Source organism: Leucobacter coleopterorum (assembly GCF_011382985.1).
In the GTDB taxonomy this organism is placed as follows: domain Bacteria; phylum Actinomycetota; class Actinomycetes; order Actinomycetales; family Microbacteriaceae; genus Leucobacter; species Leucobacter coleopterorum.
The window spans coordinates 52,593-78,204 of record NZ_CP049933.1; the positions used below are offsets into that span (position 1 = coordinate 52,593).

At 62.1% G+C, this 25,612-nt stretch carries 18 protein-coding genes and 4 pseudogenes; 17 read left to right on the plus strand and 5 right to left on the minus strand.

Annotated elements, in window-relative coordinates:
• Positions 1 to 10 precede the first annotated feature (10 nt).
• The 9 genes and pseudogenes from G7066_RS00285 to G7066_RS00325 all read left to right on the plus strand — a co-directional run bounded on the left by G7066_RS00285 (position 11) and on the right by G7066_RS00325 (position 7,466).
• Positions 11 to 1,446, plus strand: a pseudogene (locus G7066_RS00285) (CCA tRNA nucleotidyltransferase).
• Positions 1,446 to 2,243, plus strand: a complete 798-nt coding sequence (locus tag G7066_RS00290; protein ID WP_166328166.1) for a PIG-L family deacetylase — start codon at positions 1,446 to 1,448, stop codon at positions 2,241 to 2,243. Before G7066_RS00285 ends, G7066_RS00290 begins: the two are co-directional and overlap by 1 nt.
• Positions 2,244 to 2,385: 142 nt before the next feature.
• On the plus strand, positions 2,386 to 2,748 hold the full coding sequence (gene rpsF, locus G7066_RS00295) for a 30S ribosomal protein S6 (RefSeq protein ID WP_166328168.1): 363 nt from the start codon (positions 2,386 to 2,388) through the stop codon (positions 2,746 to 2,748).
• 3 nt (positions 2,749 to 2,751) lie between these two features.
• Entirely contained in the window at positions 2,752 to 3,294 is a 543-nt protein-coding gene (gene ssb, locus G7066_RS00300; protein ID WP_166328170.1) for a single-stranded DNA-binding protein, read from the plus strand.
• Between the two features lie 53 nt (positions 3,295 to 3,347).
• Positions 3,348 to 3,608 (plus strand): 30S ribosomal protein S18, encoded by a 261-nt coding sequence (gene rpsR, locus G7066_RS00305; protein WP_087015192.1) that lies wholly within the window; start codon positions 3,348 to 3,350, stop codon positions 3,606 to 3,608.
• A 13-nt stretch (positions 3,609 to 3,621) separates the two neighbouring features.
• A complete protein-coding gene (gene rplI, locus G7066_RS00310; RefSeq protein WP_166291457.1) occupies positions 3,622 to 4,071 on the plus strand; it encodes a 50S ribosomal protein L9 in 450 nt (149 codons plus the stop codon).
• A 1,004-nt stretch (positions 4,072 to 5,075) separates the two neighbouring features.
• A complete protein-coding gene (dnaB, locus tag G7066_RS00315) occupies positions 5,076 to 6,452 on the plus strand; it encodes a replicative DNA helicase (RefSeq protein ID WP_166328172.1) in 1,377 nt (458 codons plus the stop codon).
• Between the two features lie 106 nt (positions 6,453 to 6,558).
• Positions 6,559 to 7,143 (plus strand): hypothetical protein, encoded by a 585-nt coding sequence (locus G7066_RS00320; RefSeq protein ID WP_166328174.1) that lies wholly within the window; start codon positions 6,559 to 6,561, stop codon positions 7,141 to 7,143.
• 32 nt (positions 7,144 to 7,175) lie between these two features.
• Positions 7,176 to 7,466: an ABC transporter ATP-binding protein gene (locus G7066_RS00325; protein ID WP_166328176.1), complete on the plus strand. Its 291-nt coding sequence runs from the start codon at positions 7,176 to 7,178 to the stop codon at positions 7,464 to 7,466.
• Positions 7,467 to 7,512: 46 nt separating this feature from the next.
• Here the strand turns inward: G7066_RS00325 and G7066_RS17170 are convergent, their stop codons facing one another.
• From G7066_RS17170 to G7066_RS15395, 4 genes are all read right to left on the minus strand, one after another.
• Positions 7,513 to 7,893 (minus strand): hypothetical protein, encoded by a 381-nt coding sequence (locus tag G7066_RS17170; RefSeq protein ID WP_166328178.1) that lies wholly within the window; start codon positions 7,891 to 7,893, stop codon positions 7,513 to 7,515.
• Between the two features lie 140 nt (positions 7,894 to 8,033).
• Positions 8,034 to 8,849 (minus strand): LssY C-terminal domain-containing protein, encoded by an 816-nt coding sequence (locus G7066_RS17175; protein WP_341873819.1) that lies wholly within the window; start codon positions 8,847 to 8,849, stop codon positions 8,034 to 8,036.
• A 319-nt stretch (positions 8,850 to 9,168) separates the two neighbouring features.
• Positions 9,169 to 15,156 carry a DUF7927 domain-containing protein gene (locus G7066_RS00340; RefSeq protein ID WP_166328180.1) on the minus strand — a complete coding sequence of 1,996 codons (5,988 nt, stop codon included), beginning with the start codon at positions 15,154 to 15,156 and terminating at the stop codon, positions 9,169 to 9,171.
• A 469-nt stretch (positions 15,157 to 15,625) separates the two neighbouring features.
• Positions 15,626 to 15,829 carry a hypothetical protein gene (locus G7066_RS15395; RefSeq protein ID WP_244303102.1) on the minus strand — a complete coding sequence of 68 codons (204 nt, stop codon included), beginning with the start codon at positions 15,827 to 15,829 and terminating at the stop codon, positions 15,626 to 15,628.
• Here G7066_RS15395 and G7066_RS00345 point away from each other — a divergent pair.
• From G7066_RS00345 to G7066_RS00360, 4 genes and pseudogenes are all read left to right on the plus strand, one after another.
• Positions 15,731 to 16,681, plus strand: a complete 951-nt coding sequence (locus G7066_RS00345) for a siderophore ABC transporter substrate-binding protein (RefSeq protein ID WP_244303422.1) — start codon at positions 15,731 to 15,733, stop codon at positions 16,679 to 16,681. The two genes, G7066_RS15395 and G7066_RS00345, sit on opposite strands and share 99 nt — an antisense overlap.
• 8 nt (positions 16,682 to 16,689) lie before the next feature.
• Positions 16,690 to 17,663: pseudogene (locus G7066_RS00350) on the plus strand (ABC transporter permease).
• Positions 17,656 to 18,627, plus strand: a complete 972-nt coding sequence (locus G7066_RS00355; RefSeq protein WP_244303104.1) for an iron chelate uptake ABC transporter family permease subunit — start codon at positions 17,656 to 17,658, stop codon at positions 18,625 to 18,627. Before G7066_RS00350 ends, G7066_RS00355 begins: the two are co-directional and overlap by 8 nt.
• Positions 18,628 to 18,629: 2 nt before the next feature.
• Positions 18,630 to 19,424: an iron ABC transporter ATP-binding protein gene (locus G7066_RS00360; protein WP_425280741.1), complete on the plus strand. Its 795-nt coding sequence runs from the start codon at positions 18,630 to 18,632 to the stop codon at positions 19,422 to 19,424.
• A 34-nt stretch (positions 19,425 to 19,458) separates the two neighbouring features.
• Here the strand turns inward: G7066_RS00360 and G7066_RS00365 are convergent, their stop codons facing one another.
• Positions 19,459 to 20,760, minus strand: coding sequence for a glutamyl-tRNA reductase (locus G7066_RS00365; RefSeq protein ID WP_244303105.1), 1,302 nt, complete (start codon positions 20,758 to 20,760; stop codon positions 19,459 to 19,461).
• Between the two features lie 187 nt (positions 20,761 to 20,947).
• Between G7066_RS00365 and hemE the strand changes: the two are divergent.
• The 4 genes and pseudogenes from hemE (at position 20,948) to G7066_RS00385 (ending at position 25,577) form a co-directional block, all read left to right on the plus strand.
• Positions 20,948 to 22,059, plus strand: a pseudogene (gene hemE, locus G7066_RS00370) (uroporphyrinogen decarboxylase).
• On the plus strand, positions 22,049 to 23,611 hold the full coding sequence (locus tag G7066_RS00375; protein WP_166328186.1) for a protoporphyrinogen/coproporphyrinogen oxidase: 1,563 nt from the start codon (positions 22,049 to 22,051) through the stop codon (positions 23,609 to 23,611). Before hemE ends, G7066_RS00375 begins: the two are co-directional and overlap by 11 nt.
• Before the next feature lie 39 nt (positions 23,612 to 23,650).
• Positions 23,651 to 24,370 (plus strand): hydrogen peroxide-dependent heme synthase, encoded by a 720-nt coding sequence (gene hemQ, locus G7066_RS00380; protein WP_166328188.1) that lies wholly within the window; start codon positions 23,651 to 23,653, stop codon positions 24,368 to 24,370.
• Positions 24,367 to 25,577 (plus strand): annotated as a pseudogene (locus G7066_RS00385) (ferrochelatase). Before hemQ ends, G7066_RS00385 begins: the two are co-directional and overlap by 4 nt.
• The last annotated feature ends 35 nt before the right edge of the window (positions 25,578 to 25,612 follow it).

Below are 25,612 nucleotides of genomic sequence, written 5' to 3' on the forward strand. Positions count from 1 at the left end.
CGCTTGAGAGATGCTTTCTCTCGCCGAATCGATGGACGCACTCCGCACCATTGCCACTTCCAAAGCTGTTGCTACACTCGCTGCGGCGTTTAGCGAGCAGGGGCACGAGTTCGCGCTCGTCGGCGGCCCTGTTCGAGATGCATTGCTTGGCAGAGTGGTGACCGACCTCGACTTCACAACATCGGCGCGACCCGACGAAACGGCGGCGATCCTCAAGGGAATCACAAAAAATGTGTGGGATGTCGGCCGCGACTTCGGCACGATTGCGGCGAAGGTTCATGGCGAAACGGTCGAGATCACCACCTATCGCGCAGAAATCTACCGCGACGACTCGCGTAAACCCGAGGTGAGCTACGGCGACACCATCGAGGGTGATCTTGTGCGGCGCGACTTCACCATCAACGCCCTCGCGCTCATGCTGCCCGAGCTCAGGCTCGTTGACGTGTCGGGGGAGTTGAGGATCTGCTGGCCGGGACGATCCGCACGCCTGGATCGCCCGCGACCTCGTTCACCGACGACCCGCTGCGCATGATGCGCGCGGCGCGCTTCGCCGTGCAGCTCGGCTTTGAGGTGGCACCCGATACACAGGGCGCCATGGTCGAGTTTGCGGAGCGGCTCGACATTATTTCGGCGGAGAGGATCCGCGACGAGTTCGTGAAACTACTGAGCACCGATGAGCCGGTGCCCGGCATCCGACTGCTCGTTGACACGGGTCTTGCCGATCGATTTTTGCCCGAGCTCATCGAACTACTCACCACACAAGACGATCACGGTCGCCACAAAGATGTGTACGAGCACAGTCTGACGGTGCTGCGCCAGGCAATCGAGATGGAGCTGGTGCGCCGCGATCCCGAAACGACGGAGGCTGACATCGTGCTGCGGCTTGCCGCGCTGCTGCACGACATTGGTAAACCCGCGACAAGGCGCTTCGAGGCCGGCGGAGTGACGTTCCACCACCACGACGTCGTGGGTGCCAAACTCGCGAAGAAGCGACTGCGTGAGCTGCGCTTCGACAACGAAACTGTCAAGCGTGTGGCCCGCCTTATCGAGCTGCATCTGCGCTTCTTCGGCTACAGCGACCAACAGTGGAGCGACTCTGCTGTGCGGCGTTACGTGCGTGACGCCGGCGGTGAGCTCGAGCAACTGCACATTCTTACGCGCGCAGACGTGACCACCCGCAATAAACGCAAGGCAGAGCGCCTTGAGCACGCCTACGACGATATCGAGCAGCGGATCGCGGAGCTGTCTGAGGCCGAAGAGCTGGCGGCTGTGCGGCCAGAGCTCGATGGCGCTCAGATCATGGATCTGCTGCAGATTTCGCCGGGACCGCTGGTCGGTCGGGCTTACAAGTACCTGCTTGAGGTGCGTCTTGACGAGGGCATCATCGGCGAGGAGGCCGCTGAAGAGCGACTGCGGGCCTGGTTCGCTGAACAGGGAGACAACTAATGGCACAGGATCCTCGCGAATGGTTTCAAGGTGTGCCCCGTGTGATGTTCGTGCACGCGCATCCCGACGACGAAACGATCACAACCGGCGGCACGCTCGCGGCACTCGCCGAGGCGGGTCAAGAGCCCTTGCTGGTCACACTCACCCGTGGTGAGCAGGGTGAGGTGACACCCGGGCCGTTTGCGCAGCTGCAGGGCACCGACGGCCTTGCGCCGCACCGCCAGACGGAACTTGCGGCCGCCCTCGCCATGCTTGGTGTCGAGCGCCACGCCTTTCTCGGAGTGCCACCCGCTCGCGCTGAGGGTTTGCCGCCAACAATCTACGAGGACTCGGGCATGGAGTGGGAGGCGGACGGTCGCGCGACCGCCTCCCCCAACGCCCGACCCGATGCGTTGACCCAGGTGCCAGCCATCGAGGCACTGAACGATCTTTTGGCCGCAGCCTACAACGCCGGTGCCGGCGCGATCGTCAGCTACGACGACGACGGAGGCTACGGTCATCCAGACCATGTACTCGCGCACCGCCTGGGGCGTGCTGTAGCGCAGGGGCTCGGGATCCCCTTCTGGGCAATTGCTTCTGAAGACACGGCGGCTGATCCTGATCCAGCAGATATTGGCGACGGGGATCGCGAGCGCCACGACATTTCCCCATGGTTTGATCGTAAGGTTGCCGCGTTGCGCTCGCACGGCACGCAGCTCACGGTCGACGGCGAGGATATCGTGCACGTTGGTGGCCAGCGCCAGCCGATTGATCGGGTGGAGTCATTCCGGCTGGTGCGCCCAGTGCAGGCTGCGTAATGAGCGGCCTCAGCGACGAGATGCTAGTATGGACAGGTTGTCTGCATAGCGCGCGATCTGCGTAACGTGTGGGCACGATGCAAAAACACCCTCCTGCCACAGAAATCCTGTGGCCGTGAAGTCCGAAGGAGGTGGGTCAGTAATGCATCCGTACGAACTCATGGTGATCCTCGATCCCGGTATCGACGAGCGCACCGTCGCCCCCAGCATCGAGAAGTTTCTCGGTGTTATCACCAAAGCTGGTGGCGAAATCAAGAGCACCGATATCTGGGGCAAGCGCCGTCTTGCTTACGAGATCAACAAGCAGTCAGAAGGCATCTACGTTGTAGTGAACTTCGACGCTTCACACGAAGCCACGGTTGAGCTCGATCGTCAGCTCGGCCTGTCTGAGGCAGTGCTGCGCACCAAGGTGCTCCGCGCCGACGAGCTGATCGCTCAGCGTGCAGCTCAGTCCAAGCGTGACCAGGCCAAGGCAGCTCGCGCTGCTGCGAAGCAGAGCGCTTAGCTCATGGCCGGCGAGCCGCTGATCACAGTTGTCGGTAACCTGGTTGCCGACCCCGAGCCTCGCGTGTCGCAGGCCGGTAAGTCGTGGGTGACGTTCCGCATCGCCTCGACTCCGCGCGTGCGTGATCGTCAGTCCGGTGACTGGTCGGATGGCGAGGCGCTGTGGCTTGGTTGCCGCGCATACGGTGAGTATGCCGACAACATTGCCGCGTCGCTCACCAAGGGCACTCGCGTCATCGTGCAGGGTCGTCTCACTCAGCGCAGTTACACCGATAACCAGGGGCAGCAGCGCACCTCTCTCGACCTTGAGGTCGAAGAGATTGGGCCGTCGCTCCGCTTCGCCACAACTCAGGTCACTCGTGGCCAGTCGCGTGGTCAGGTTGGTGGCTTCGGTGGAGCCGGCGGCGGTCAGCCTGCCGGTCAGAGCAGCTGGGGTCAGCCCGCAGCCGCCGCTCCGCAGCAGCAGGATAGCCCCTGGGCCAACTCGGGCCAGGGCGACGCCGGCGGCGGTTTTGGTGGCGGCTTTGACGACGAGCAACCCTTCTAAATAACTTCATGTTCCCGGCATCGCCGGGACGCATTACGAAAAGAGTCCAGAAAATGGCAGGCAAGTCCAGCGGCGCAGCCCGCAAGCCGGGCCGCGGCAAAAACGCAAAGGTTGTCGCACCCGCTAAGAAGCAGACCGTAGGCGTCATCGATTACAAAGATGTCGCGACACTGCGCAAGTTCATCTCTGAGCGTGGAAAGATCCGCGCCCGCCGCATCACCGGTGTGTCCGTCCAGGAGCAGCGTCTCATCGCGAAGGCAGTTAAGAACGCCCGCGAAATGGCACTCCTCCCCTACGCCGGCTCTGGCCGCTGAGGAGTAGAGAAACATGGCTAAGGTAATTCTTACTCACGAGGTCCAGGGCCTCGGATCCGCCGGCGACGTTGTTGACGTCAAGACCGGTTACGCACGCAACTACCTCGTGCCCCAGGGCTTCGGTATTCACTGGACCCGCGGTGGCGAGGCTCAGGTTGCACAGCTCCGTGCTGCTCGCGATGCACGTGCGCTCGCTTCGGTTGAGGACGCCCAGGCGCTCAAGGCGAAGCTGCAGGAGAACAAGATCCGCATGCAGGTGAAGACCGGCACCGGTGGACGTCTCTTCGGTTCGGTGAAGCCTGCTGCTGTTGCTGCGGCTGTTTCCGCTGCCGGTCTCGGTGAGATCGACAAGCGTAAGGTCACCCTCCCGACCATCAAGACGACCGGCGAGTACAAGGCAACCCTGCACCTGCACGATGGTGTAGACGCGGTTGTGACGCTTCAGGTTATTTCGCAGCGCTAGTCGCGGTGTAATCTGCCCAAACGGGGGCGACGATTCCATTGAGGATCGCGCCCCCGTTTTGCTGTTTCCAGGGTGCTTGGGGCGGCGTGCTGGCTGGCTGTATGTTTGGCGGGCGGGGTCCCTCGCGGGTGCTGTGCTTCTCGCGGATGCTGTGCCTCACTCTACTAGCGGCAAGGATCCGCACCCGTGATGATCCTTGCCGCTGGTTGCGAACCTTGCCTGAAGTTGTGCGACGGGTCTCAAAACGACCTTCGTGACTGATCGCAAGTAGAGTGAACGGGCTCTTTGTAATGAAGGGTGTATCGGCAAGCACGCATGTGCCGAGTCTGCATGTCGTCGTCGAGTCTGCGTCTTACCGTCGAGCCTGCATCTCACCTTGGACTCTGCGTCCCGTCGCCGAGCTTGCGATGTAGAGCGCTGGTTCGACCGTAAAACGCGGGCTCGCCGCAACGAGTGGGTGGAAGCTTGGACGAGTGTCCCTGATACTGACGAGAGGCCCCGATAATCACACGTCGGTATCCAGGGACCTCGTCGGTATTGGGGCCACTCGCCAATCTCGCGAACGATATCGAAGATCACTTCTCGAGCATGACGGGCTCAGGCCATTTCTACGTCCTCGATCACAAATAGCCAGTGAACACGAGGTAAATGAGAGGGTCCGTAAGTCTCTCTCACAGGCAACCGACAGTGAGAAGTTCTCCACATGTTGGCGTGTCGCGCAAGCCTCAAGGTCAACCTGAGACTTGAATAACTTTCATTTTGTGGAAACTCGAAATCCCTGGTCAAAGGGGCAAAAGTCGCGATAAGTAAATTGTTCTCCACAGGTTTTCCCCAGGCCTGTGCAGAACATCCGGCTCAAAGCAGTCAGTTACACACATAGTTATCCACAGGCCTGAAAACGAACGTTTTGCGTTGCCCTGTGGTGCCCATACCGTGAATGTCTGGGGTCTGGTATCTACTGGACGCGACCTTAGTTCCAGTGTCCATTGAAGAGGAGTGACCGCGTGTCAATTGCACACTTGGGAATCCCGGATCCGTTTGTCGAAGAACAGCAGCGGGGCCACGAGCGGACGCCGCCGTACGACCTTCTTGCCGAGCAGAGTGCACTCGGTGGCATGCTGCTTTCCAAAGACGCTGTCGCCGACGTTACAGGTCTGGTCAAAGGCGTCGATTTTTACGTGCCCAAGCACGAGGTCATCTACGAGGCAGTTCTTGCGCTCTACTCGCGCGGTGAGCCAACCGACGTGATTACCGTTACCGACGAGCTCACAAAGACCGGAGAGCTGCAGCGCGCCGGGGGAGCCGAATACCTCCACTCGGTAACCAGCATCGTCCCGACCGCCGCGAACGCAAGTTTCTACGCTGAAATCGTCGCCGAGAAGGCACTGCTGCGTCGCCTGGTTGAGGCCGGGACTCGTATCGCTCAGATGGGTTACGCCGGTGAGGGTGAAGCGATTGACCTCGTGAACGTTGCTCAGTCTGAGATCTACGGTGTTACTGGTGAGGCTCAGGGCGAAGACTACGTTCCTCTGCATCTTGCGGTCGACGCGGCCCTTGAAGAGATTAACAAGGCGAATAGCTCAGACGGTGGCATGCTTGGTGTGCCAACCGGCTTCAGCGAGCTTGATGCCATGACCAATGGCTTCGCCGGCGGCCAGATGATCATCATCGCCGCGCGACCGGCCATGGGTAAGTCAACGCTGGCTATGGACGTCGCCCGTAACGCCTCGGTGCACGCCAACGCACCAACCGTGTTCTTCTCGCTCGAGATGGGGCGTGCCGAAATTGCGATGCGATTGCTCGCTGCCGAGGCGAGTATTCCGATGCAGACCCTGCGTAAGGGCGCACTCGATAACCGCGACTTTCAGAAACTCGCGGCCACGCAGGCCCGCGTCGCAGAGGCGCCGCTCTTCATTGATGACAGCCCGAACCTCACACTCGTTGAGATCCGCGCTAAGTGCCGCCGGCTCAAGCAGCAGCACGGCCTCAGAATGGTCGTTATTGATTACCTGCAGTTGCTCTCCAGCGGCAAGAAGTCAGAGAGCCGTCAGCAAGAGGTCTCCGAGTTCTCGCGTGCGCTGAAGTTGCTCTCGAAGGAGCTTGATGTACCGGTGATTGCGCTATCGCAGTTGAACCGTGCATCGGAGCAACGCGCTGACAAAATGCCCGCAATTAGCGACCTTCGTGAGTCGGGCTCGCTGGAGCAGGACGCGGATATGGTAATCCTTTTGCACCGCGAGGCAGTGGGAGATCGAGATAGCCCTCGCGCGGGTGAGGCCGACTTCATCTTGGCCAAGCAGCGTAACGGCCCCACCGGCACGGTTACCGTGGCTTTCCAGGGTCACTACTCGCGTTTCCGTGACATGCCACAGGGAGTTTGAGTTGGTGTGCCTCCCGCAAGCGTCCCAGGCGGGCAGCTGACGACCCCGCGGGGAGAAGGCACAGCGCGGCAAGGTAGAGTGGATGCAGTTTGAAGGAAGGAAAGCCATGACAGCAGAGGTGTCGTCTGTCGCTCCTTCGCAGACCCCACTTCCCTCGCGTTCTGTTCGTCTCGTTCGAGTGGGCGTTCTGGCGGTCGTTGGGATTGTCATTGCGTTCTCTGCGACGCTGCACGAGCAGCTCGGTTTTGATGTCGCAGTTGCCGCTGTCGCCGTTGGTGCTGTGGGTATCGCGCACGTGATCGAGTGGATCTCGGTTCGTGCGGCGGGTGGTAATACTGTTCCTCTGTTGCTTGGCGTCATCGGTATTCTCGCTGCGGTCGCTCTCGCGTTCGCCTCGACAACGATTGGCTTCGCCATTGTCATTGCCGCTTGGGCGCTCGCGAATGCACTCCTCGAGTTCATCGGTGCTGCAACCAGGCCAGGCACGCGCCAAGACGCCACACTGCTGGGCGCTCTCGGTGTGCTGCTCGCCATGCTTGTTCTGTTTGTTCGAGAAGATCAGGTTGCGATCCTCGGCTTCCTCGGAACCTACGCCATCATTGCCGCAGTCTTCCTTGGCATTGCGGCCTTTGACCACGGGCGCGCAGCTGCCAAGCACCCCAACAACTCAGCTTCGGCCACACAGGCCTAACCTCACCCACTGCAGTACGTAGAAAGCACACGATGACCCAGACGCCCGAGCCCGCATCCCAGAACCCTGTGACCCCGTCACGCCGGGATCGCCTGCGACCGCTTGAACTCGTCGGCTTCGCTGGCGTGCTTGCCGTGTTCGCGGGTCTCATCGTACTGATGGCTACACGCGACATTGTGCTCGCGGCCATCAGCCTCGGCATCGCCTTTATTGCGTCCGTCATCATGGTTGCGCTTGTTGGCCTCGGTAAAAAGCCAAGCCAGGAAGACATCGAGGCACGCGTGGATCTGCAGCACCCCGAAGGCGATAAAAACTGGCACTAACGGGGCAACCCTCAGCAGGGTTGAGCTGGGAAGTCCCTAGCCAGCACTAATGGCGAAGTCGCCTCGCCCAAGCCCTTGCGTCACGACTTGAGAGTGCGAGCAGCACCAGAATGTCGAGCGCCAAGGTCAGCAGTGTCGTGCGAACGGTAATCTCCTCGCCGTTCACAAAGTAATCGATAGCGGAGACCGTGATGCTCAGTGTGGTCCACACCATTACGAGCACACGCGCTGTATTACTGCCCCGCCACACCCAGCGGGCAAGCAGTACCAAAAACAGGGTCCAGACAGCGCCGAGGCCGAGCAAGATACTGAGCAGTATCCGAGCGGTGTCGGGATCCTGAGCGAGATCCGTGTCGGCGATTGTATCGGGCCACTCGCGTATGAATGCGATCCACCACACCACAGCGGCAGCCGCACGCAATAGCACGATGACGGTGCCACCGACGATCGGTGCTGGCCGCGGGGCATTGTGGGGAGTCGAGACTCCTGACGGAACAGCTCGGCTGCGGGCTCGATAGCTGAGCGTTTTGTGTGACGGTCAGTCATGGTTCGCTCCCGTCACCCGGTTCACGTCAATAACCGGCAGATCACCGTCGGTGCGGATGGTATCGCCGCCCCGTTACGTGAGTGGTAGCCGGTGGAGAAGTTCTCGAGTGTTTGCACGGTTACGTCGGAGTCACCCGCGAGCACGGTAGCCACAACGTGATCACGCTCAACGTCAGTGTTGGCATCGATCCTGTGGGTGATCTGCAGCGTGAAGAGTGATAACCCAACGGCACGGTCGAACGTGCCTGCGGCGAGCCAGTCGACTCGCGTTCCACCCGGTAGCAACCAGCCCTTCGGAGTGCGCCAAAAACGCACGTGGTGACGCTTTGCTGGGTTCCCCTCGACCTCCTGTTGGTAAGCGAAGTCGTGCACCCGCCCGAACAGAAAGAGGGGACTGACCGGTGCCTCGTCGTAGCTGCGACGCTTCAGGGTGGCGGTGACGATGCGCCAGGACGAGCGCAGGGTGATGGGATCGGCGCGGATCCACCCCGCCCGCTCCATTACCGTGTGGAGCTGGGCCTCGTCGCCCAGCACCGCCACGTTGATGGGGTCACCCAGCAGGCCGTCGCTCGTGCGGGCGCGACCGATGAAGTACTCGGGCACGTAGATGGCGGTGAGGATCCGGTGCAAACGGGGGAGTACGAGGTAGGCGAGCATTCCCCAAAAAGCAACAAAGAACAGGATCCCGAACCAGCCGAACTGGAAGCTCTCGGTGAAGATGAGCCAGGCAAGCCAAATTGCTGCGATGCCCGCGAACACAAAAAAGAACTGGTCGAAGACGGCGGTTGCCGACAGGCGCCCGCGAGGCGGCTCGAGTTGATCTTCCTTGTTCCCCATGTTCACATCGCAAGTCACAGCGGCTTCCGTGTGGTGCGCAGTAGATTGTGAAAGCGAAAGGGCGCAGAGACGTGAGATGGCGAGGTGGCAGAGTTCTGGCGAAGCAACTTCTCCCACATACTGAATCGTTGATTCTCCATCGGACTTGTCGACTCGGGTGAGACCACATCTCGCGCAACAGACAAGCATCCCGTGACCCTGCATGCGGGGATGAGATCTTGCTGTCTGCGGGGCGTGTGAACCGGGGTTGCGTCAATCTCGGCGGCATCGGTGGGGGCGGGCGCATCGTGTGCGCCCGCCCCCACCTCATGGGTTCTACCTAACCTAGGTCGCCTCGATGGTCCCGGCGACGGCGGTGTGTCAGCACCACCAGTGCACCGAGCAGGGTGAGGATCGCGACCCCTCCGGCAAACGCCATGTTTGCCTCAGCGCCGGTCCGGGGCAGGTTGCCTGGAGTGCCTCCCGGCGGGTTCGGCCCCGGAGGCGGCTTCGGCGGGTTCTGCGGTGGCTGAGCCGCGCAGTTCGGTGTCGCCGGCGGGTAAACGAGGACCGCTGATGAGGACGGGTTGATCCTGATCTCCATCACGGCCTCGCCGCGCAGGTTGTAGAACGGAGCGTTAGGATCGAGGATCCAGGTGCCGTCTGGTAGCTCTGTCCAGCCCGGCCACGCGATCGGGTTGCCATCGGCGTCAACCGCGGCTCCCGGCCAGAGGATCTGACCCTCGATCTTTGTGCCGTTGGTCCAACCGACCGGAACCTCGATCGGGTCGACCTGCGAAGCGCCATCTGCAAGCAGCGCGGCGGCATCGCTCGCGTCGATTGTAGGATCACGCTTCTCGTAGGCATCCTTCGTCCACCAGATGAGCGAGATCTTCGGGATCGTCTGCAGGTTGGTCGGAGTGACCGAGTACGACGCGATCGGTGTGTCCTTCACACAGACGGCATCCGCGGTCACTGCGATCGTCTTCACCGGTGTGGTGTCCGATGCGCAATTGTCGGCCATATCGGAGTCCGTCTCACCCTCGGAAACACACGCGGTGTTGATGATCGGTGCATACGGGTCCGACTCGTTCGCACGGGGCAGATCACCAACGCTCACCTCAAAGGCGAACTCGGCGGTTGCCTCCGGATCAAACGGACCCTCAAACGTCGCGGTGAAGACACCATCGACAACCTCTGCGGTCCAACCGTCTGGAGCCTCCAGAGTGCCATCAACGTAGGTAAGACCGGTCGGCAGTGTGTCGGTCACCACGACCGCACTTGCCGGGTCCTTGCCCTTGTTGGTGACCACCAGGTTGTAGTCGATCTTGTCACCCTTGCCGGCATCGACGGCAACCTCTGGGATCGGATCGTGCGTCTTTGCGATCGTCAGGTTCACGTCGCGAACCCGCTCGGTTGTGTCGCAGTCGTCTCCGTCGGCCAGTATCGTGGGACCCCTGTCCGGCAGAACAATCTCTGGGATTGGGCACTCACCGCCGCCGAATGGCGTGACAACGTTCAGGATTGTCTCTCCAAACGAGTCAGGTTTAATAGTGACCTTGTAGCTCACCGTGACCTCTTGAGCGTCGGGCACCATTGTCGGAACATTCCACCTGAGCGTCTTTGCATCCGGATCGTAGACGAGCGACGGATCCAGCGGCTGCACCAGGTCGGCCTCGTCAAGAACACTGAGCAGGCTGTCGAGTGCGGTGGCACCCGTTACCGTTGCCTTGCTGATGTTCTTGGCGTGCAGTGTGTAGGTAATCGTGGACCCCGGGTCAACGACACTTCCGTCGGCAGGATCGCTGCTCTTGGTGAGCTGCCACTTCGGTGTGTAGTGTGTCGTCTCACAATCGCCAACACAGGTTGACCCCTCCGGCGGAGTGACTACGTTGTGCAGGGTCGCGCCCCACGCATCATCGTTCACCTTCACTGTGTAGGTCACAGTGGCTGTGCCGGTGAGAGTGTCCATGCTCCACTCAAGAGTGGTGCCGTTGAGCGTCGCCGTGCCGACCGAAGCGGTCGGGGTGCCCTGCAGCGTTGCGTCATCCAACACATCCGACAGGTCGTCGGTGATGAGGATGTCGTCGGGATCCACGCCCGCCGTGTGCGTTGCGGTCACCGTGTAGGTCACCGTGCCGCCCGGAAGAACCGTGGATCCGCTTGCCGGGCTGCTCGACTTCTCAACCGTCCAGGCCTGTTCGGCAGCGGTGTTCGTGATCTGGCAGGTCACGTCGTCACCCTCGGCGAGGGTGACGGTGCTTCCTGTCAACTGACCACCGTCGCAAGTCCAGGATCCCGCCGTATAGCCCGTTGCGGTTCCCGCCTCTGAGAGGTCGTACGCACCGACCTGAACGTTTGCCCCTGTGATGCTCGGGTCGGTTCTCTTGCCGCTGATGGGTGTTGGGCCCTGCGCGGTGAGTGTCCAGTCTCGCGGAACAGCATCACCGTCAGTGTCGCCATTGTCAACGTTCTTGATGAGCGTCAACTTGGGTGAAACTGCGGTGTTGGTGATTGTACAAATCACGTTGCCACCATTTGGAACCGTGACAACTCCGTCGTCAACGACACCACCGTCACAGACCCAATCGCCAGCATCGAAGCCCGAGGGGCCACTCTCAGAGAGCGTGTAGTCACCGGCGAAGATGCTGGCCGACTGTACGCCACCATCTGCGGTGACGCCGGTTCCGTTGCCGGTAACCGGATCTTGACCAGTTATGTTGCTCGGCGTTGCCGTCAACGTCCAGTCAGCCGGCACCTTCGTGCTGCCGGTGCTGTTCGCCTCAACATCCTTGATGAGCGTGATGGTCGCTGGCAGATCTTCGTTCGTGAACGTACACACCACGTTGTCTCCGAGGCCCAGTGTGACTGTTGGGTCAGCGACAGTTGTGCCGGTATCGACACCGCGGTTCTCACAGACAAGATCTTCGAGTGAGTAGCCCAGCGGGTCGATGTTGATCTCACTCAGGTCGTACGTGCCGATCGGCACGGGGACTGCTGTGACTTCGGGAGTGCCGCTAAATCCACCGACTGTACTGCCACCCGTAGCCGAGAGACTGAACTCCCCATCGGTTCGTTTGCCACCGTGGGTGTTGAGAACCTCTTTCTCAAGCGTGATCACTGGCCGCACTGCCGTGTTGGTGATGGTGCAGGTCGCATTCTCACCGGGTGTCAGCGTGACCGAACTCTCGTCAGAGGTTTCGGCTCCGGTGCAGCTCCAATCAGAAGCGGTGTAACCCGCGGGACCGCCGGCCTCACTGAGGTCGTAGACACCCGAGGTGACCTGCTGGCTTGTGACCTCGGGGCTATTGCCGGCGCCGGTAACCGTGTCGGGTCCCTCGGCAGTGAGCGTCCAGGCCGAGGGTGAGGTCGTTGCGCCAGAGGTGCCGTTGTCAACAACCTTCACCAGGCTGAGTGTTGCCTTCTGGTCATCGTTGACGAAAATACACGTGACGTCACCGAGTGCGGGAACCGATACCGAGGTGGCATCCACGAAGGTGCCGTCCGGTCCAACGTCGCACTTGAGCGAGCTCAGTGAGTAGCCGGCGAGACTCGACTCACTGAGGTTGTAGGTTGTGCCTGGGCGAACTGAAATCGTCTCGCCGTCAACATTGCCCGCAACTGTCTGAGCGACGAGCCCCACCGGGAAGGTGCCGGTTGGAGTTGCGGTCAGGCTCCAGTCGGCTGGAACCCTCGAGCCACCGTCGTCGTTGACGACCTGCTTGACCAGGTTGAGTGACGCTGTGCGGTTGACCGCGGTGCAGCGAACCTTGAACCCAAGAGGCACGATTACCGCGCCGTTAATGCCGTCCGCAAATCCCGGAACAACTTGGCCCTGCGAGTTGATCTGCACACAGCTCCAGCTACCTGTGGAGGGTGGCTGCGGATTACCACCCTGAATGATGCTCTGCGTGTAGAGTGGGCTGCCACCCGACTCAGCGAGTGGGTAGGAGATGTTTGGAGTGACCAGGGCGGTTGCGCCCGGCGATCCTGACGCCCCGTTCGGCCCCGGCAGCGCACCACCCGGTGCGACTGCGTCGAGTGTCCAGCTCGTGGGATCAGCGTTGCCACCCTGCACCTGCTTGACCAGCGTCAGCTCAGAGGTACAGGTCACCGTGTTGGTGAGCATGTAGGTGTTTGTTGCCGCGATGGTCGCGTTGTAGGGCACCGCCAGCGAGACCGTCGAGCCGTTCTGCTCCGTGATCTTTGAGTCGGTCAGTGTGCACAGATCACGACCGGTGAAGGTTGTGGTCTCTGAGATCGCCAGGTTGCTGCCGACCACAAGGCCGGTGCGCGGGTTGCCCCAGGCCTGGTTTGTGCCACCGAGCTGCAACTGTGCGTCAATGCCGATGGGCTGGTTGCCGTCTGCGTAGGTGACCCCGTTGACCACCCAGGTCTTGTCGACTACGAGACTCGCGAGAGGTTGCGGCGCTCGGTTGTACACGCGACAGCTGATCGCGGCCGTTGCCGGTGCATCAACCGAGAAGGCGTTTGGATCGACGGCATCATTTGTGACTGTCACCCCTGCGCCGGTTGCGATGTTGGTACACACCGCTCGTTTTCCGCCCTGTGTAACGAGGGTGTAGCCGGGCTGCTGTGCCTCAGCCACTTTGACGGTGCCGGTGGTGGTGCCGCCCGAGTAGCTCAGTGGGAAGTTGACCGCGCCGGTGCCGTCGGTTGCGCCGCTCTGTGAAGCAGGTGAGACTCCGGTTGTTGTGGTGCTTGCCGTGAAGTTCCAGCCGGACTCGGGGGTTGCACCAGTGATGTTCTCACCCGTGTTGCCCGAGGGGACAACCTGCTTCACGACCGAAATAGATCCCGCGCAGTTGCCGAGGGCAAGCTGTCGGAGCGTTGCACCCGCGGTTGCGTAGTCATCGGTCTGGTAGTAGTCGTCGTTTGCAACCGGGCCAGAGATCGCGCGCAGGTTGTCCGGTGAACCACCGACGCCGTCACCGACGCCGAAGGCGATAATCTTGGTTCCCTGTGCCTTCAGAGCGTTTGCCGAGAAGATGCCGTTCTCAACCTCACGGAAGCGGGTGCGGTCGCCGGGGCCCTCGGCCCCTGCATACACCGTCGGGTTACCGTCGGTGAGGACGATCGCAACGTCGTATATGGTCGGGCTGCCCACGGCCTGGAAGATGCCGCGGTCCCAGTTGGTCGTGCCGCCAGCGGTGTAAGTGTCGATGCGGTTCTTCACCGTTGTTGCACCTGCCGCTGTTGATACTGCCGTTGTGGTGAGGTTTGCGCCGGTTGGAGCGGGGGCCACGTTTGCGAAGGTGTACAGAGCCATCTCACTCGGTGTGCCGGTGAGTGCATCTACGAAGCCCTTAGCCGCGGTGCGCAGCTGAGAAACGTAGGGCGACACCGAACCCGAGAGATCCATGATCAGGGCGACACTCAGGCCACACTGCTGCGGGAAGGCTGGGTTATTGCGCGAGTTCTGCCAGACGCCACCCGATGCCTGGTTGTTCGTCGAACCTGATGCAATCATAAAGTCGACGGTTGAGGTGTAAGTGGTGTTTGGCAGCAGGTTTGAGCCGGTGCGGAACTGGTAGGCCGTGCTACTGGGGCTTGTGCCGGTAGCGATTGTGTTGTTTGCAAAGAAGCCGCTGGGAACGCCAGACTGCTTGATCCAGAAGCGAGCATTCCTGTTCACACCAGCGGGGTTTCCACCGCCCGCATTCTGGGTGTCGGGAATTGTAAAGCTACAGTCTCCGTCGGCGTCAGATACGCAGGTTGCCCATGCTTCTGGGCGAGGATTGGCATCGGGGCCACCCGCACCGCCGTTGTACAAACGCAGTGTGACACCAGCGAGCGGTGCAATGCTCGTGAGAGTTGTGCGGTCACCGCCCACTTTCACAGTAATGACTGAGGTTGAAGTTGTGGGTGCCGGCACCGACAGCGGCGTAATGACTGCCTCGGACGCTGCTGCCTTCGCGGCAGGTTTGCCAGCTTTGGGCTCGACTTTTGGCTCCGGCGCTGGAGTGGGCTCTGCGGTGGGATCCGTGCCCGTGTCTGTGGGAGTCGCAGGATCCGTTGGTGCAGGTGTCTCCACCTTTGGAGTGTCTGCCGGGTCCGCAGGTGGTGTGGTCTCCGTGGGCGTCGTTGCCCCGGGAGGCGTGGTCTGATCTTGTGCGGTGGTTTTTGCTGCCGAGGTGCTGTTATCAGCAGGAACCGTTGTCATGCTCTCGTCAACAGCCTGCGCGGCTAGAACACCACCCATGTCTGTGAGGGTCAGCCCAAATGCAAGTGCTGGTGTGAGCACAAGCGCTGCAATCGTTTTTGGCCGGAAGAGTCCCTTTTGATCACCTCCAGGGGGCTGTACCACCTGCCAGACGATGGTGTTCGGCGTTGCCGCCGCGGACTCGCATCCTTTAAAAACCGCATGTCGCGACCCTCCCCATATACAACTCTGTATGGCGCTGCGCAAGTGACGCCGTGGGGCAAGCGTAAATCCTGGAGGGGATTTTGCGTAAGTCCCCAAAGACCCTTGAGTAAACCCGGCCTCTTGGTGTATGCGCAATAAGTCGAAATCTCAAGTTCTTGCGCGACAGGCGTTTCGCTTATCATCGCATATGCGGAGTTTTGTCTATTTTTTGCAGGAGCTTGTTGGTAAATGTTTACCAAAAAGTAATACGGCTATTTGATTTCCTGCACCCGTCCAGTGTCTGCGGGGTGGTTTTTGGGTTTGGTCAATGTTTATCCACATCCGTAGTTGATGGGTTCTGCTAGCAGCACGTGGTCCAGGCGCTTCTTTCAGCAACTTCTTGAATCATCGGATGAATGTAAGTATATGCTTACCTTGATCCCATGTTTCGAAAAGGAGTGAATGTGACCTGGCCAACGAGCCCAAAAACCGCAGTTATCCGCAAGGCCTCGATTGTGCTGGCACTGGGGCAGCCCTGCTGCTCTCGGCGTGCAGCGGCGGTGATCCCGCAACTGAGGCTGAGGCCAGCGACGGTTCGGGATCCGCGGCCACCGTCACCATCACCGACAATCACGGCGAGATCGAGGTGCCGGTCAACCCCAAGACGATCGTGGCCCTCGACAACACCACCTTCGAAACGCTCAGCGAGTGGAACATCAAACTGGCGGCGGCCCCCAAAGGTGTCATGGGATCGGCCTGGCCCGGGTACACCGACGACACGAAGGTCGCCGACATTGGCAATCACCGCGAACCCAACCTCGAAATGATCGTCGCGGCGCAGCCCGACCTGATTATCGGCGGGTATCGCTTCGGTGACTACTACGACGAAATCAAAAAACAGAACCCGCAGGCCGCGGTCATCGAGATCGCACCGCGCCCAGACAGAGACGTGTTCACCGAGCTTGAGCGTCAGACCGAGATTCTCGGCCAAATCTTTAACCGCGAAGACGAGGCGAAGGCACTGAACGAAACACTCGACACAGCTATTGCGGGTGCAAAGGCCGCCTACAACGGCACGGACACGGTGATGGCCGTCAACACTTCAGCTGGCAAAATCGGCTACATCGCGCCGGAGGTTGGCCGGTCACTCGGACCCGTGTTCCCCGCGCTCGGCTGGAAACCAGCTCTTGAAGTTGAGGGCGCAACCGACAACCACCAGGGCGACGACATTACGGTCGAGGCAATCGCTGACTCCAACCCCGATTGGATCGTTGCGCTTGACCGTGACGCCGCCTTTGCCGCGGCAGACCGCGAGGCAGGATCGGCCCCCGCGACCGAGCTCATCACCAAGTCGGAGGCCCTGAAGCATGTGCCCGCGGTGCGCGAGGGACACATCGTGGTACTTGACCCGAACTTCTACTTGGAAGAGGGCATCCAGTCGTACACCGATCTCTTCAACCAACTGCAGAAGGCGTTCGCCGCTTAGCTCACCCGATGCTCACGACTCCCATCGAACCCCCACGTCAGAAGCGCCGCTGGCGGGCGCTTGCGACCGCGATCCTTGTTGTCTGCGGATTGCTCGTTGCCTCGCTCGCCATCGGTGTGTATGACATTACGGCTGACGACTTCGGTGCCGAACTGGTGTGGATCACGCGAGTGCCACGTACGCTTGCACTTGTGCTGGCGGGTGCCGCGATCGCCACGAGCGGGCTCGTCATGCAGATGCTCACACAAAACCGCTTCGTCGACGCGACAACCTCGGGTACAACCGAGTGGGCGGCGCTTGGACTGCTGCTGAGTGCCCTGTTGCTGCCGGACCTTGGGCTCGTGGGCAAGATGGTGGTCGCGAGTTGTTTTGCCTTCGCCGGCGCGATGCTGTTTATGCTGATCCTGAGCCGCGTGGTGATTCGCTCGACGCTGGTGGTGCCACTCATCGGGATCATGCTGGGGCGGTGGTGAGCGCCGCGACCACGTTTCTCGCTGCGCAGTTCAACCTGCTGCAGATGCTCGGCACCTGGTTTATGGGCAGTTTCACGCAGGTGGTGCGCGGTCGCTATGAGGTGCTGTGGGTGGTGGCGGTCGTCACGATCCTGGTGTTTGTGCTGGCGGATCGTATTACTGTGGCGGGGCTCGGTAAAGACGTGGCGACGAGCATTGGCGTGAACTACCAAACGATTCTTGTCAGTGGTACGGCACTCGTGGCGGTCGCCGCGGGCGTCACGGTTGTGGTGGTCGGATTTCTGCCGCTGCTCGGGCTGGTTGTGCCGAACATCGTGTCGATGATTCGTGGTGACAACGTGCGAGCCAACCTGCCATGGGTGGCGCTCGGTGGCATTGCGCTGGTCACGCTGTGCGACATCGTGGGGCGACTGATCATTCGTCCGTTTGAGGTGCCGGTGTCTATGGTGCTCGGGCTCGTCGGTGCGGTTGTGTTCATCACGCTGCTGTTTCGGCAGCAGCGTGCGTAGTCTTGTGGGCCGACTGTGGCCCGTGCTCGCGGCTGTGACGCTCGCAACTGTATTTGCGCTCGCGATCCTGAGCTACGACAACCCAGCCCCGCTTGGCAGCCCCGGCTACTGGGTCATCGTGCAGTCGCGAATGACCGCCCTCGCCACGATCGTGTTTGTTGCGGTGAGCCAGGCGCTCGCTACCGTGCTGTTTCACACGGCGACGAACAACCGCATCTTGACCCCGTCGATTCTTGGCTTTGATGCGCTGTACGTGCTCACCCAGACCGCACTCGTGTTTGTGTTTGGCACGGCGGCATCGAGCCTAGAGGGGATTCCGAAGATTCTCGCGCAGAGTGCCTTCATGGTGCTCTTTGCGACGGCGCTGTACGGCTGGTTGTTTTCAGGGAAGCGGCAGAACTTGCACCTGCTGTTGCTGGTGGGGGTGGTGCTTGGCATTGGCTTTGGATCCGTCTCGACACTCATGCAGCGACTGCTCACACCGAGCGAATTTGACGTGCTGAGCGCGCGGTTGTTCGGCAGCATCGGTAAGGGAAACCCCGAGTACCTGCCGTTTGCCGCCGGCATTGTCGGCGTGATCGTGCTGTTTGTGTGGCTGCGACGGCGCACCTACGACGTTGTTGCGCTCGGTCGTGATGTCGCGATTGGGCTCGGTGTGAACTACCGGCGCGAGGTGCGCACGATCCTGATTCTTGTTGCCGTGCTGGTGTCGGTTGCGGTGACGATGGTGGGGCCGATGACGTTCTTTGGGTTTCTCGTCGCGACGCTCACCTATCAACTCGCCCGGGGTGACTCGCACGCTGAGACGATTCCGCTCGCCATTTCGATTGGCCTCGCGACGCTGCTCGGGGCGACGTTTGTGCTGAAGCACGTGTTTGCGGCGGCGGGACTCGTCACGGTGATTATCGAGTTTGCTGGTGGGCTGCTGTTTTTTGTTGTGCTGTTGCGAAAGGGGATGCGGTGAGTGTGACTGCTGAGAATACCGCTGTTGCTGATGCCGGGATTGAGGTCTCGGGGGTCGGTAAACACTACGCTGGGCGTCAGGTGCTTGGGCCGATCGACCTGAGCATTGCGCGTGGCGGGGTGACCGCGTTGATCGGAGCGAACGGGGCTGGTAAGTCGACGCTGCTCACCATTATCGGGCGGTTGTTGGAACCCGATAGCGGCAGGATCACGGTTGGTGGTCTTGATGTGCGCGCGACCAAGTCGCGGCAACTCGCTACGGTGGTGTCGATCCTGAAACAGGAGAACCACTTCACCGCACGACTCACGGTGCAGCAGTTGGTCACGTTCGGGCGGTTTCCGCACTCCGCCGGGCGCATCACGGAGGCTGACCGGCGTGCGATCCACGCGGCCATCGCCTTTCTCGACCTGGCCGGCATGGAGGATCGTTTTGTCGACGAACTCTCGGGTGGGCAGCGGCAGCGTGCGTTTGTGGCGATGGTGCTGGCGCAAGACACCGATTACGTGCTGCTCGATGAACCCCTCACCGGACTCGACATGCGGCACGCGGTCGGCATGATGGCGCAGGTGCGAGCAGCGGCCGACGCCCTCGGCAAAACGATTGTGCTGGTGGTGCACGACGTGAACTTTGCGGCGGCCTACGCGGATCGGATCGTAGCGCTCGCCGACGGGCGAGTTGTTGCCTCGGGTACACCTCTCGAGATCATCACGCCCGAGGTGCTCGAGCGGGTCTTTGAGACGCCTGTTGACGTGATCCGCCACGGGGAGCACCCGGTTGCGGTGTATTACCGGCCGTGAGGGGCGTGGGGTTGGCGCGACAGTTCTGACCCTGTCAGCCACGCACGTTGAAGTGTGGCTCGAAGAGCAGCTCAACGGCGGCATGGGCTGCCGGGGCGTTGCCCGCGCGGCCTGCTTCGCGGATGCGCACCGAGGGGCGGTGTAACAGACGGCCAGCGAAGTGGCGCAGGGCCGCCTCTATCGCGGCGCGCTGCTGGGCGGGGCCGTCAGGATCGCCGGAGGTTTCGTGAGTCCCGGTCCCTCGGGGTGTAACGCGCTGCAACTCGTCGTCCAGCAGTTCGTAGACGTGACCGCGCAGGGCGACGAGAGCCGGCATCGCGTCGTTTTCGGCGCGCAGGGCCGAGAACTCCTCGACGGCGTCGCGCACGATCCCGCGCGCCTCGGCCTCGGCGCTCAGCTCGGCGAGCGGTGCGTGTTTTGCGATGAGATCAAGATCGAGCAGCTCAATGCCCGACACAAACTCGGCTGCCCGCTCGACGTTGCGGGGCACACCCAGGTCTATGACAAGCCGTGGCCTCGCCGCGCTGAGAAGTACCGAGCGGCCGGGCTTTGAGTCCGCCGAGCGACCCGCCACAGTTTCACAGAAGGGCCTTCGGGCTGGGCGCTGCGTACGAGAAAACAGCTCCGCACTCAGGATCGGCTCTTGTGCGAGGCTTGTCGTGACGATCAGGTCGGCCTTGGCAAGCGCATCCTCAAGTTCGTGCGCTGCGATCGCCGAAATGCCGTGTGAGGCAGCGAATGTCTCGGCTCGCCCCGAGGGTGAGAACACCGACACACGAGTGGCACCACGTGCACGAAGCGCGGCGAGGCTTGCGCCCGCGTACATGCCGGTGCCAACGAGCACAATTTGCGCGGTCGCCCAGTCGCCGATGCGACTCTGCGCCATGGCGAGGGCTAGCCGCACCAGTGAGCGCCCCGCGGTCTGCACACCGGTGCGATGTTTGATCTGACGAGAGGTACGTGCCGCAAACTGAAACAGCCTCTCTAACTCGCTTGAGGTGCTGCCCTGATCCCGAGCTTGCTCAAGTGCTCGCCGCACCTGGCCGGCGATCTCACCCTCACCAACAACGACCGACTCGAGGCCACCCGCGACGGAGAACAGGTGCTCAACGGCGTCGAGATCCGAGCGGAGCACAAGCCGGTCGCGCAGGCGCCGCTCTTCGATGCCCGTGACTCCCGACACGCGGCTGATGCTCTGCTCAATCGCCGCGGGTGACTTGACGTCAAGGTACGCCTCAAAGCGGTTGCAGGTTGCGAGTACAACTGAGCCGTCTGTGAGGGACGAGTCTGCGAGCGCCTCGACCACCGACCCGGTGTGTTGCTCAATGGCTCCCAAAAAGTCAAGGTTGACGTTTCTGTGCTCCAGGGAGAGACAAACTAACACGTCGCGCGGCCAACTTTCGTCGAATCGTCAGTGGTGTAGATGGCCGAAAAACGGCTAATTCTGCCGCTCACGGGCGGGCGAAATACACCCGGATCCTGCGAACAACTTCATCAGATGAACATGCTAGCATCAACATCTGATGAATACGTTACCCATCACGCACCCCCTCAGCGCAGGTCGTACAGGGGCCGCCCCGCTTATTCAGTCACTCGGGGGAATACGCCCGGATCGGCTCCCCGTGTGGTTCATGCGGCAGGCCGGCAGGTCACTACCCGAGTACCGCGCGCTGCGCGCGGAGACGTCGATGCTCGATGCCTGCCTCGATCCAGCGCAGGCCGCCGAGATCACCCTGCAACCGGTGCGCCGTCACGGAGTTGACGCCGCGATCTTCTTCAGCGACATCGTTATCCCGCTCAAGATGGCGGGAGTGGAAGTCGACATTGTGCCCGGTCGCGGCCCGGTGTTTGCGAGGCCCGTTCGCACCGCGGCTGAGGTTGAGCGGCTGCGCGCGGAGCACCCGGTGGAACGGCTGCGTGAGGCGATGGCACCAATTCGTGAGGCGGTGCGGTTGGTGACAACCGAGCTCGGTGAGACACCCCTCATCGGGTTTGCGGGTGCCCCCTTCACCCTTGCCGCGTACCTCGTTGAGGGAGGCCCCTCCCGCGAGCATCTCCGCGCTCGCACACTGATGCACGCCGATCCCGCCGCCTGGAACGACCTGCTCAACTGGACCGCCGAGCTGAGTGGGGTGTTTCTCGAGGAGCAGGTGCTTGCGGGGGCGAGCGCCGCACAGCTGTTTGATTCTTGGGCTGGATCGCTGAGCACCCACGATTACGCGGCGCGCGTTGCCCCCTCTTCGGTGCGCACGCTCAAGCGGGTGCAGCAGTTGCGCTGGATTGATCCGGCTGTGGGTGACGGCACCGAGCACAAGGTTCCCACCATTCACTTTGCGGTGGGGCGGATCACCTGCTCGAGGAGTTCACAAAACTGCAGACGAGCGCACTCGGTGTCGACTGGCGGATCCCTCTTGATCTCGCCAGTGCACGGCTTGACCATGCGGTTCCGCTGCAGGGAAACCTCAACCCGGCGCTGCTGTTTGCGCCGGAAGCGGCACTCGAGGCGCACCTTCACGATGTGATTGAACGCGGGCGGAGCGCGCCGGCTCATGTGCTCAACCTCGGCCACGGTGTTCCGCCGGAAACCGACCCTGAGGTGCTGACTCGAATTGTGCGGCTGGCGCATGCTGAGTGACGATGGTGAGACTCCTCGCGTCGCAATTATCGGAGGGGGCATCGCGGGGCTCGTCGCCGCCTGGGAACTCGCGCGCAACGGTATCAACGTGGTGGTTTTTGAGCGTGAAGCTCGGCTCGGCGGTCGAGTCTGCGCCGGTGAACTTGGTGGTGTTCGTTTTGATCTCGGCCCTGAATCGTACGCAACACGAGGTGGTGAGGTCGAGCGACTGCTTGCGGACCTGGGTCTGCAGGGTGGCATCACCGCAACCTCCGGTGGTCGCAGCTGGATAGTGGGCGACGGTCGGGAGTCGCCCCTGCCAGCGGCGGGAGCTATTGGTATTCCCTCGCGTCCCTGGAGCGCCGAGTCCAGGCGAGTCATTGGGATTGTGGGAGCCGTGCGCTGCGCGATCGAGCCGTGGTTACCGCGGCGGATCGGCCAGCAGCAGCCTTCGCTCGGAGGTCTCGTTCGGGTGCGCCTCGGGCAGCGCACCCTGGACCGTCTGGTCGCACCCGTGGTCAGGGGCGTCTACTCTGCAAACCCGTACGAGCTGCCACTCGAAGCGGTGCCGGGGCTCGCGAAGTCTTTTGCCGAGCGGGGGTCTTTGCGTTCGGCCGCACGACAACAACGCGGCAGCGCACGGGCGTCGGGGGCGGCTGTGGCGGGGTTGCGCGGTGGTGTGCACACCCTCGTTGCCCATTTGGAGCAAGAGCTGGAGCGGCTCGGTGCGCGGATCCATCTTGGTGCCGGGGTGACCGAGGTGCGTGCGCTCAACGATGGTGATGCCGTCTCCGGGAGCGCGGGCGGGAGCTGGAGCGGTCCGGTGCCCGATTACCCTGGCCGCGGCTACGAGGTTGTGGCCGACGGGCAAGTTGACGCGACTGAGGCGGTTGTTGAGACGGTTGACGCGGTTCTCGTGACTGTTCCGGGCATCCTGACGGCGATCAAGCGGGGTGCTGACCCCGTGCCAGCCGCTCTGCAGCAAACCCACCTTTCATCAGATGAATCAACCAGGTCTGATGAATCTGCACCACCCGAGTCTGCCCCAAATGCAGCGACCCCGATCGAGGTCATTGCGATCCTTGTCGACGATGCCCGTCTCAACTCGGCACCCCGCGGCACGGGAGCACTCGTTGCGGAGGACGCTCGGCGCGCAACACCGTCCATCGCGGCGAAGGCACTCACCCACGTCAATGTGAAGTGGGCCTGGCTCGCGGAACAGCTCGCGGCGGACCACCACCTGCTGCGACTCTCGTACGGAGAACACGGGGCCGCTGCGGTCACACTTGACATGTCTGACTCCGAGGTGAAACGGCTCGCCCTCGCAGACGCAGGCGCGATCCTCGGCCTTGATCTGCAACCGGCTGCACTGAAGGGCATGGCCAGGCGAGTGCATGCCATGCCGCGGAAAAGCGCAGCCCCGCTCGAAGACCCCTCACCATCGCAGCGCATTTTCACGGCGGGTGAGTGGGTTGCCGGGACGGGGTTCGCGGCGGTCATTCCCTCCGCGCGAGCTTCTGCTCAGGCGCTTCGAGAGGCGCTCGCAACAACCGCGCGGCCAAGTCACGCCTGAAATAGAAGTCCGAACACCAGCCACACGAAGGAGTTACACATGAGCACCGGTCACACGAGTGAGCCGAGCGCTGAAACGGCCACCCCGCAGGGGTACGCGCTCTGGGCAATCTATCGCCGAGACGCGCACCGCCCGGCTGGCGCCGACACCGCGTTCGATCCTTTCGCCGAGGCTGCCGAGTTGCAGCAGGTGCAGGCCGAGGTCGAAGCGAGCGGCGTCACTGTACGCGGCTGGTACGACGTCTCGGGATTGCGTGCCGATGCCGATCTGATGGTGTGGTTGCACGGCCCGACGGCCGAGGGGCTGCAGGCGGAACTGCGACGTCTGCGCCGAACCGCGACGCTCGAGAGGCTGCTCCCCACCTGGCACGCGCTCGGCGTGCACCGCGATGCGGAGTTCAACCGCGCACACGTGCCTGGCTTCTTGCGGGGTGAGCACGCCCGCGAGTGGCTATGCCTCTATCCCTTTGTGCGCAGCACCGAGTGGTACCTGTTGCCGACCGAGGAGCGCAGCGCAATGCTCGCTCATCACGGTCGGGTTGGTGCCGCGCACCGCGGTGTGGTTGCAAACACCGTGTCGGCGTTTGCGCTCGGTGACTACGAGTGGCTGCTGCCGATGGAGTCCGACGAACTCACCGAGTTGGTCGACATGATGCGGGATCTGCGCGCGACCGAGGCCCGGAGGCACATGCGCGAAGAGACGCCGTTTTACACGGGCCGCCGTATCGAGGCGGCAGAGATTCTGGAGGTCGTACGGTGAGCACACGCGAGGCACAACAGGTAGCGGACCAGGAGGTTGCCACCGCCCAGGCGACCGTCCCTCACGCGAGTGAGGCCGCGCGATCCGGACCGGAGCACGTTGAAACCCCAACGGCCTACGACGCCATTTTGCTCGCGGGTTTTGGTGGACCGGAAGGCCAAAGCGACGTGATCCCGTTTTTGCGAAACGTGACGCGCGGTCGCGGCATCCCCGACGAACGCCTTGAAGAGGTCGCGCACCACTACCGTCACTTCGGCGGTGTGAGCCCCATTAACGACCAGAACCGTGAGTTGAAGGCTGCCCTTGAGGTTGAGCTTGCCTCGCGCGGCATCGATCTGCCGGTGCTCTGGGGGAACAGGAACTGGGATCCGTACATCACCGACGTGCTCAAGGACGCTCATGAGCGGGGCCACGAGCGGATCATCGCGATCGCGACGAGCGCCTACTCCTCGTTCTCGTCGTGCAGGCAGTATCGCGAGAACTTTGCGCAGTCACTCGAAGACGCGGGACTTGTTGGCAGCATGACGATCGACAAGGTGCGTCCGTTTTTTGATCACCCGGGGTTTGTTGAGCCATTCATAGAGGGCGTTCGGGCGGGGATCCAGCAGCTGCGCAAACAACTGCCCGACCTTGACGTTGCGCGCGAGCTCCGTATCCTCTTCGCCACACACTCCATTCCGACCACCGATGCCGAGCGCTCGGGGCCCCGAGACCGCGATTACGGCCCCGGTGGTGCCTACGCCGCGCAGCATCTGGCGGTGAGCGAGGTTGTTGCTCACGCGGCGGGTGAGGGTGCCGCGTGGGATCTGGTGTACCAATCGCGAAGTGGCCCCCGTCGCAGCCGTGGCTTGAACCCGACATCAATGACGCGATCGCGCTGCTGCCCGAGGCGGGTGTGCGGGCGGTTGTGATCGTGCCGATCGGCTTTGTGAGTGACCACATGGAGGTGCTGTGGGATCTCGACACCGAGGCGCTTGAAACCTGCGAAGAGCACGGACTCGCCGCCGTGCGTGTGCCGACCCCGGGCAATCACCAGGCTTATGTGAAGGGTCTCATTGATCTGGTGCTGGAGCGCCGCGATGGCACTCCGGCGAGTGAGCGACCCGCTCTGACGAAGCTTGGACCGTGGTTCGACGTGTGTCGCCCCGGCTGCTGCGAGAACGTTCGGGCCGGGTTCAAACCCGCGGCTGCGGGGATCGCGCCGTGACCGGACGTGTGTTTGCGCCGGGAGAGCATCCCGAC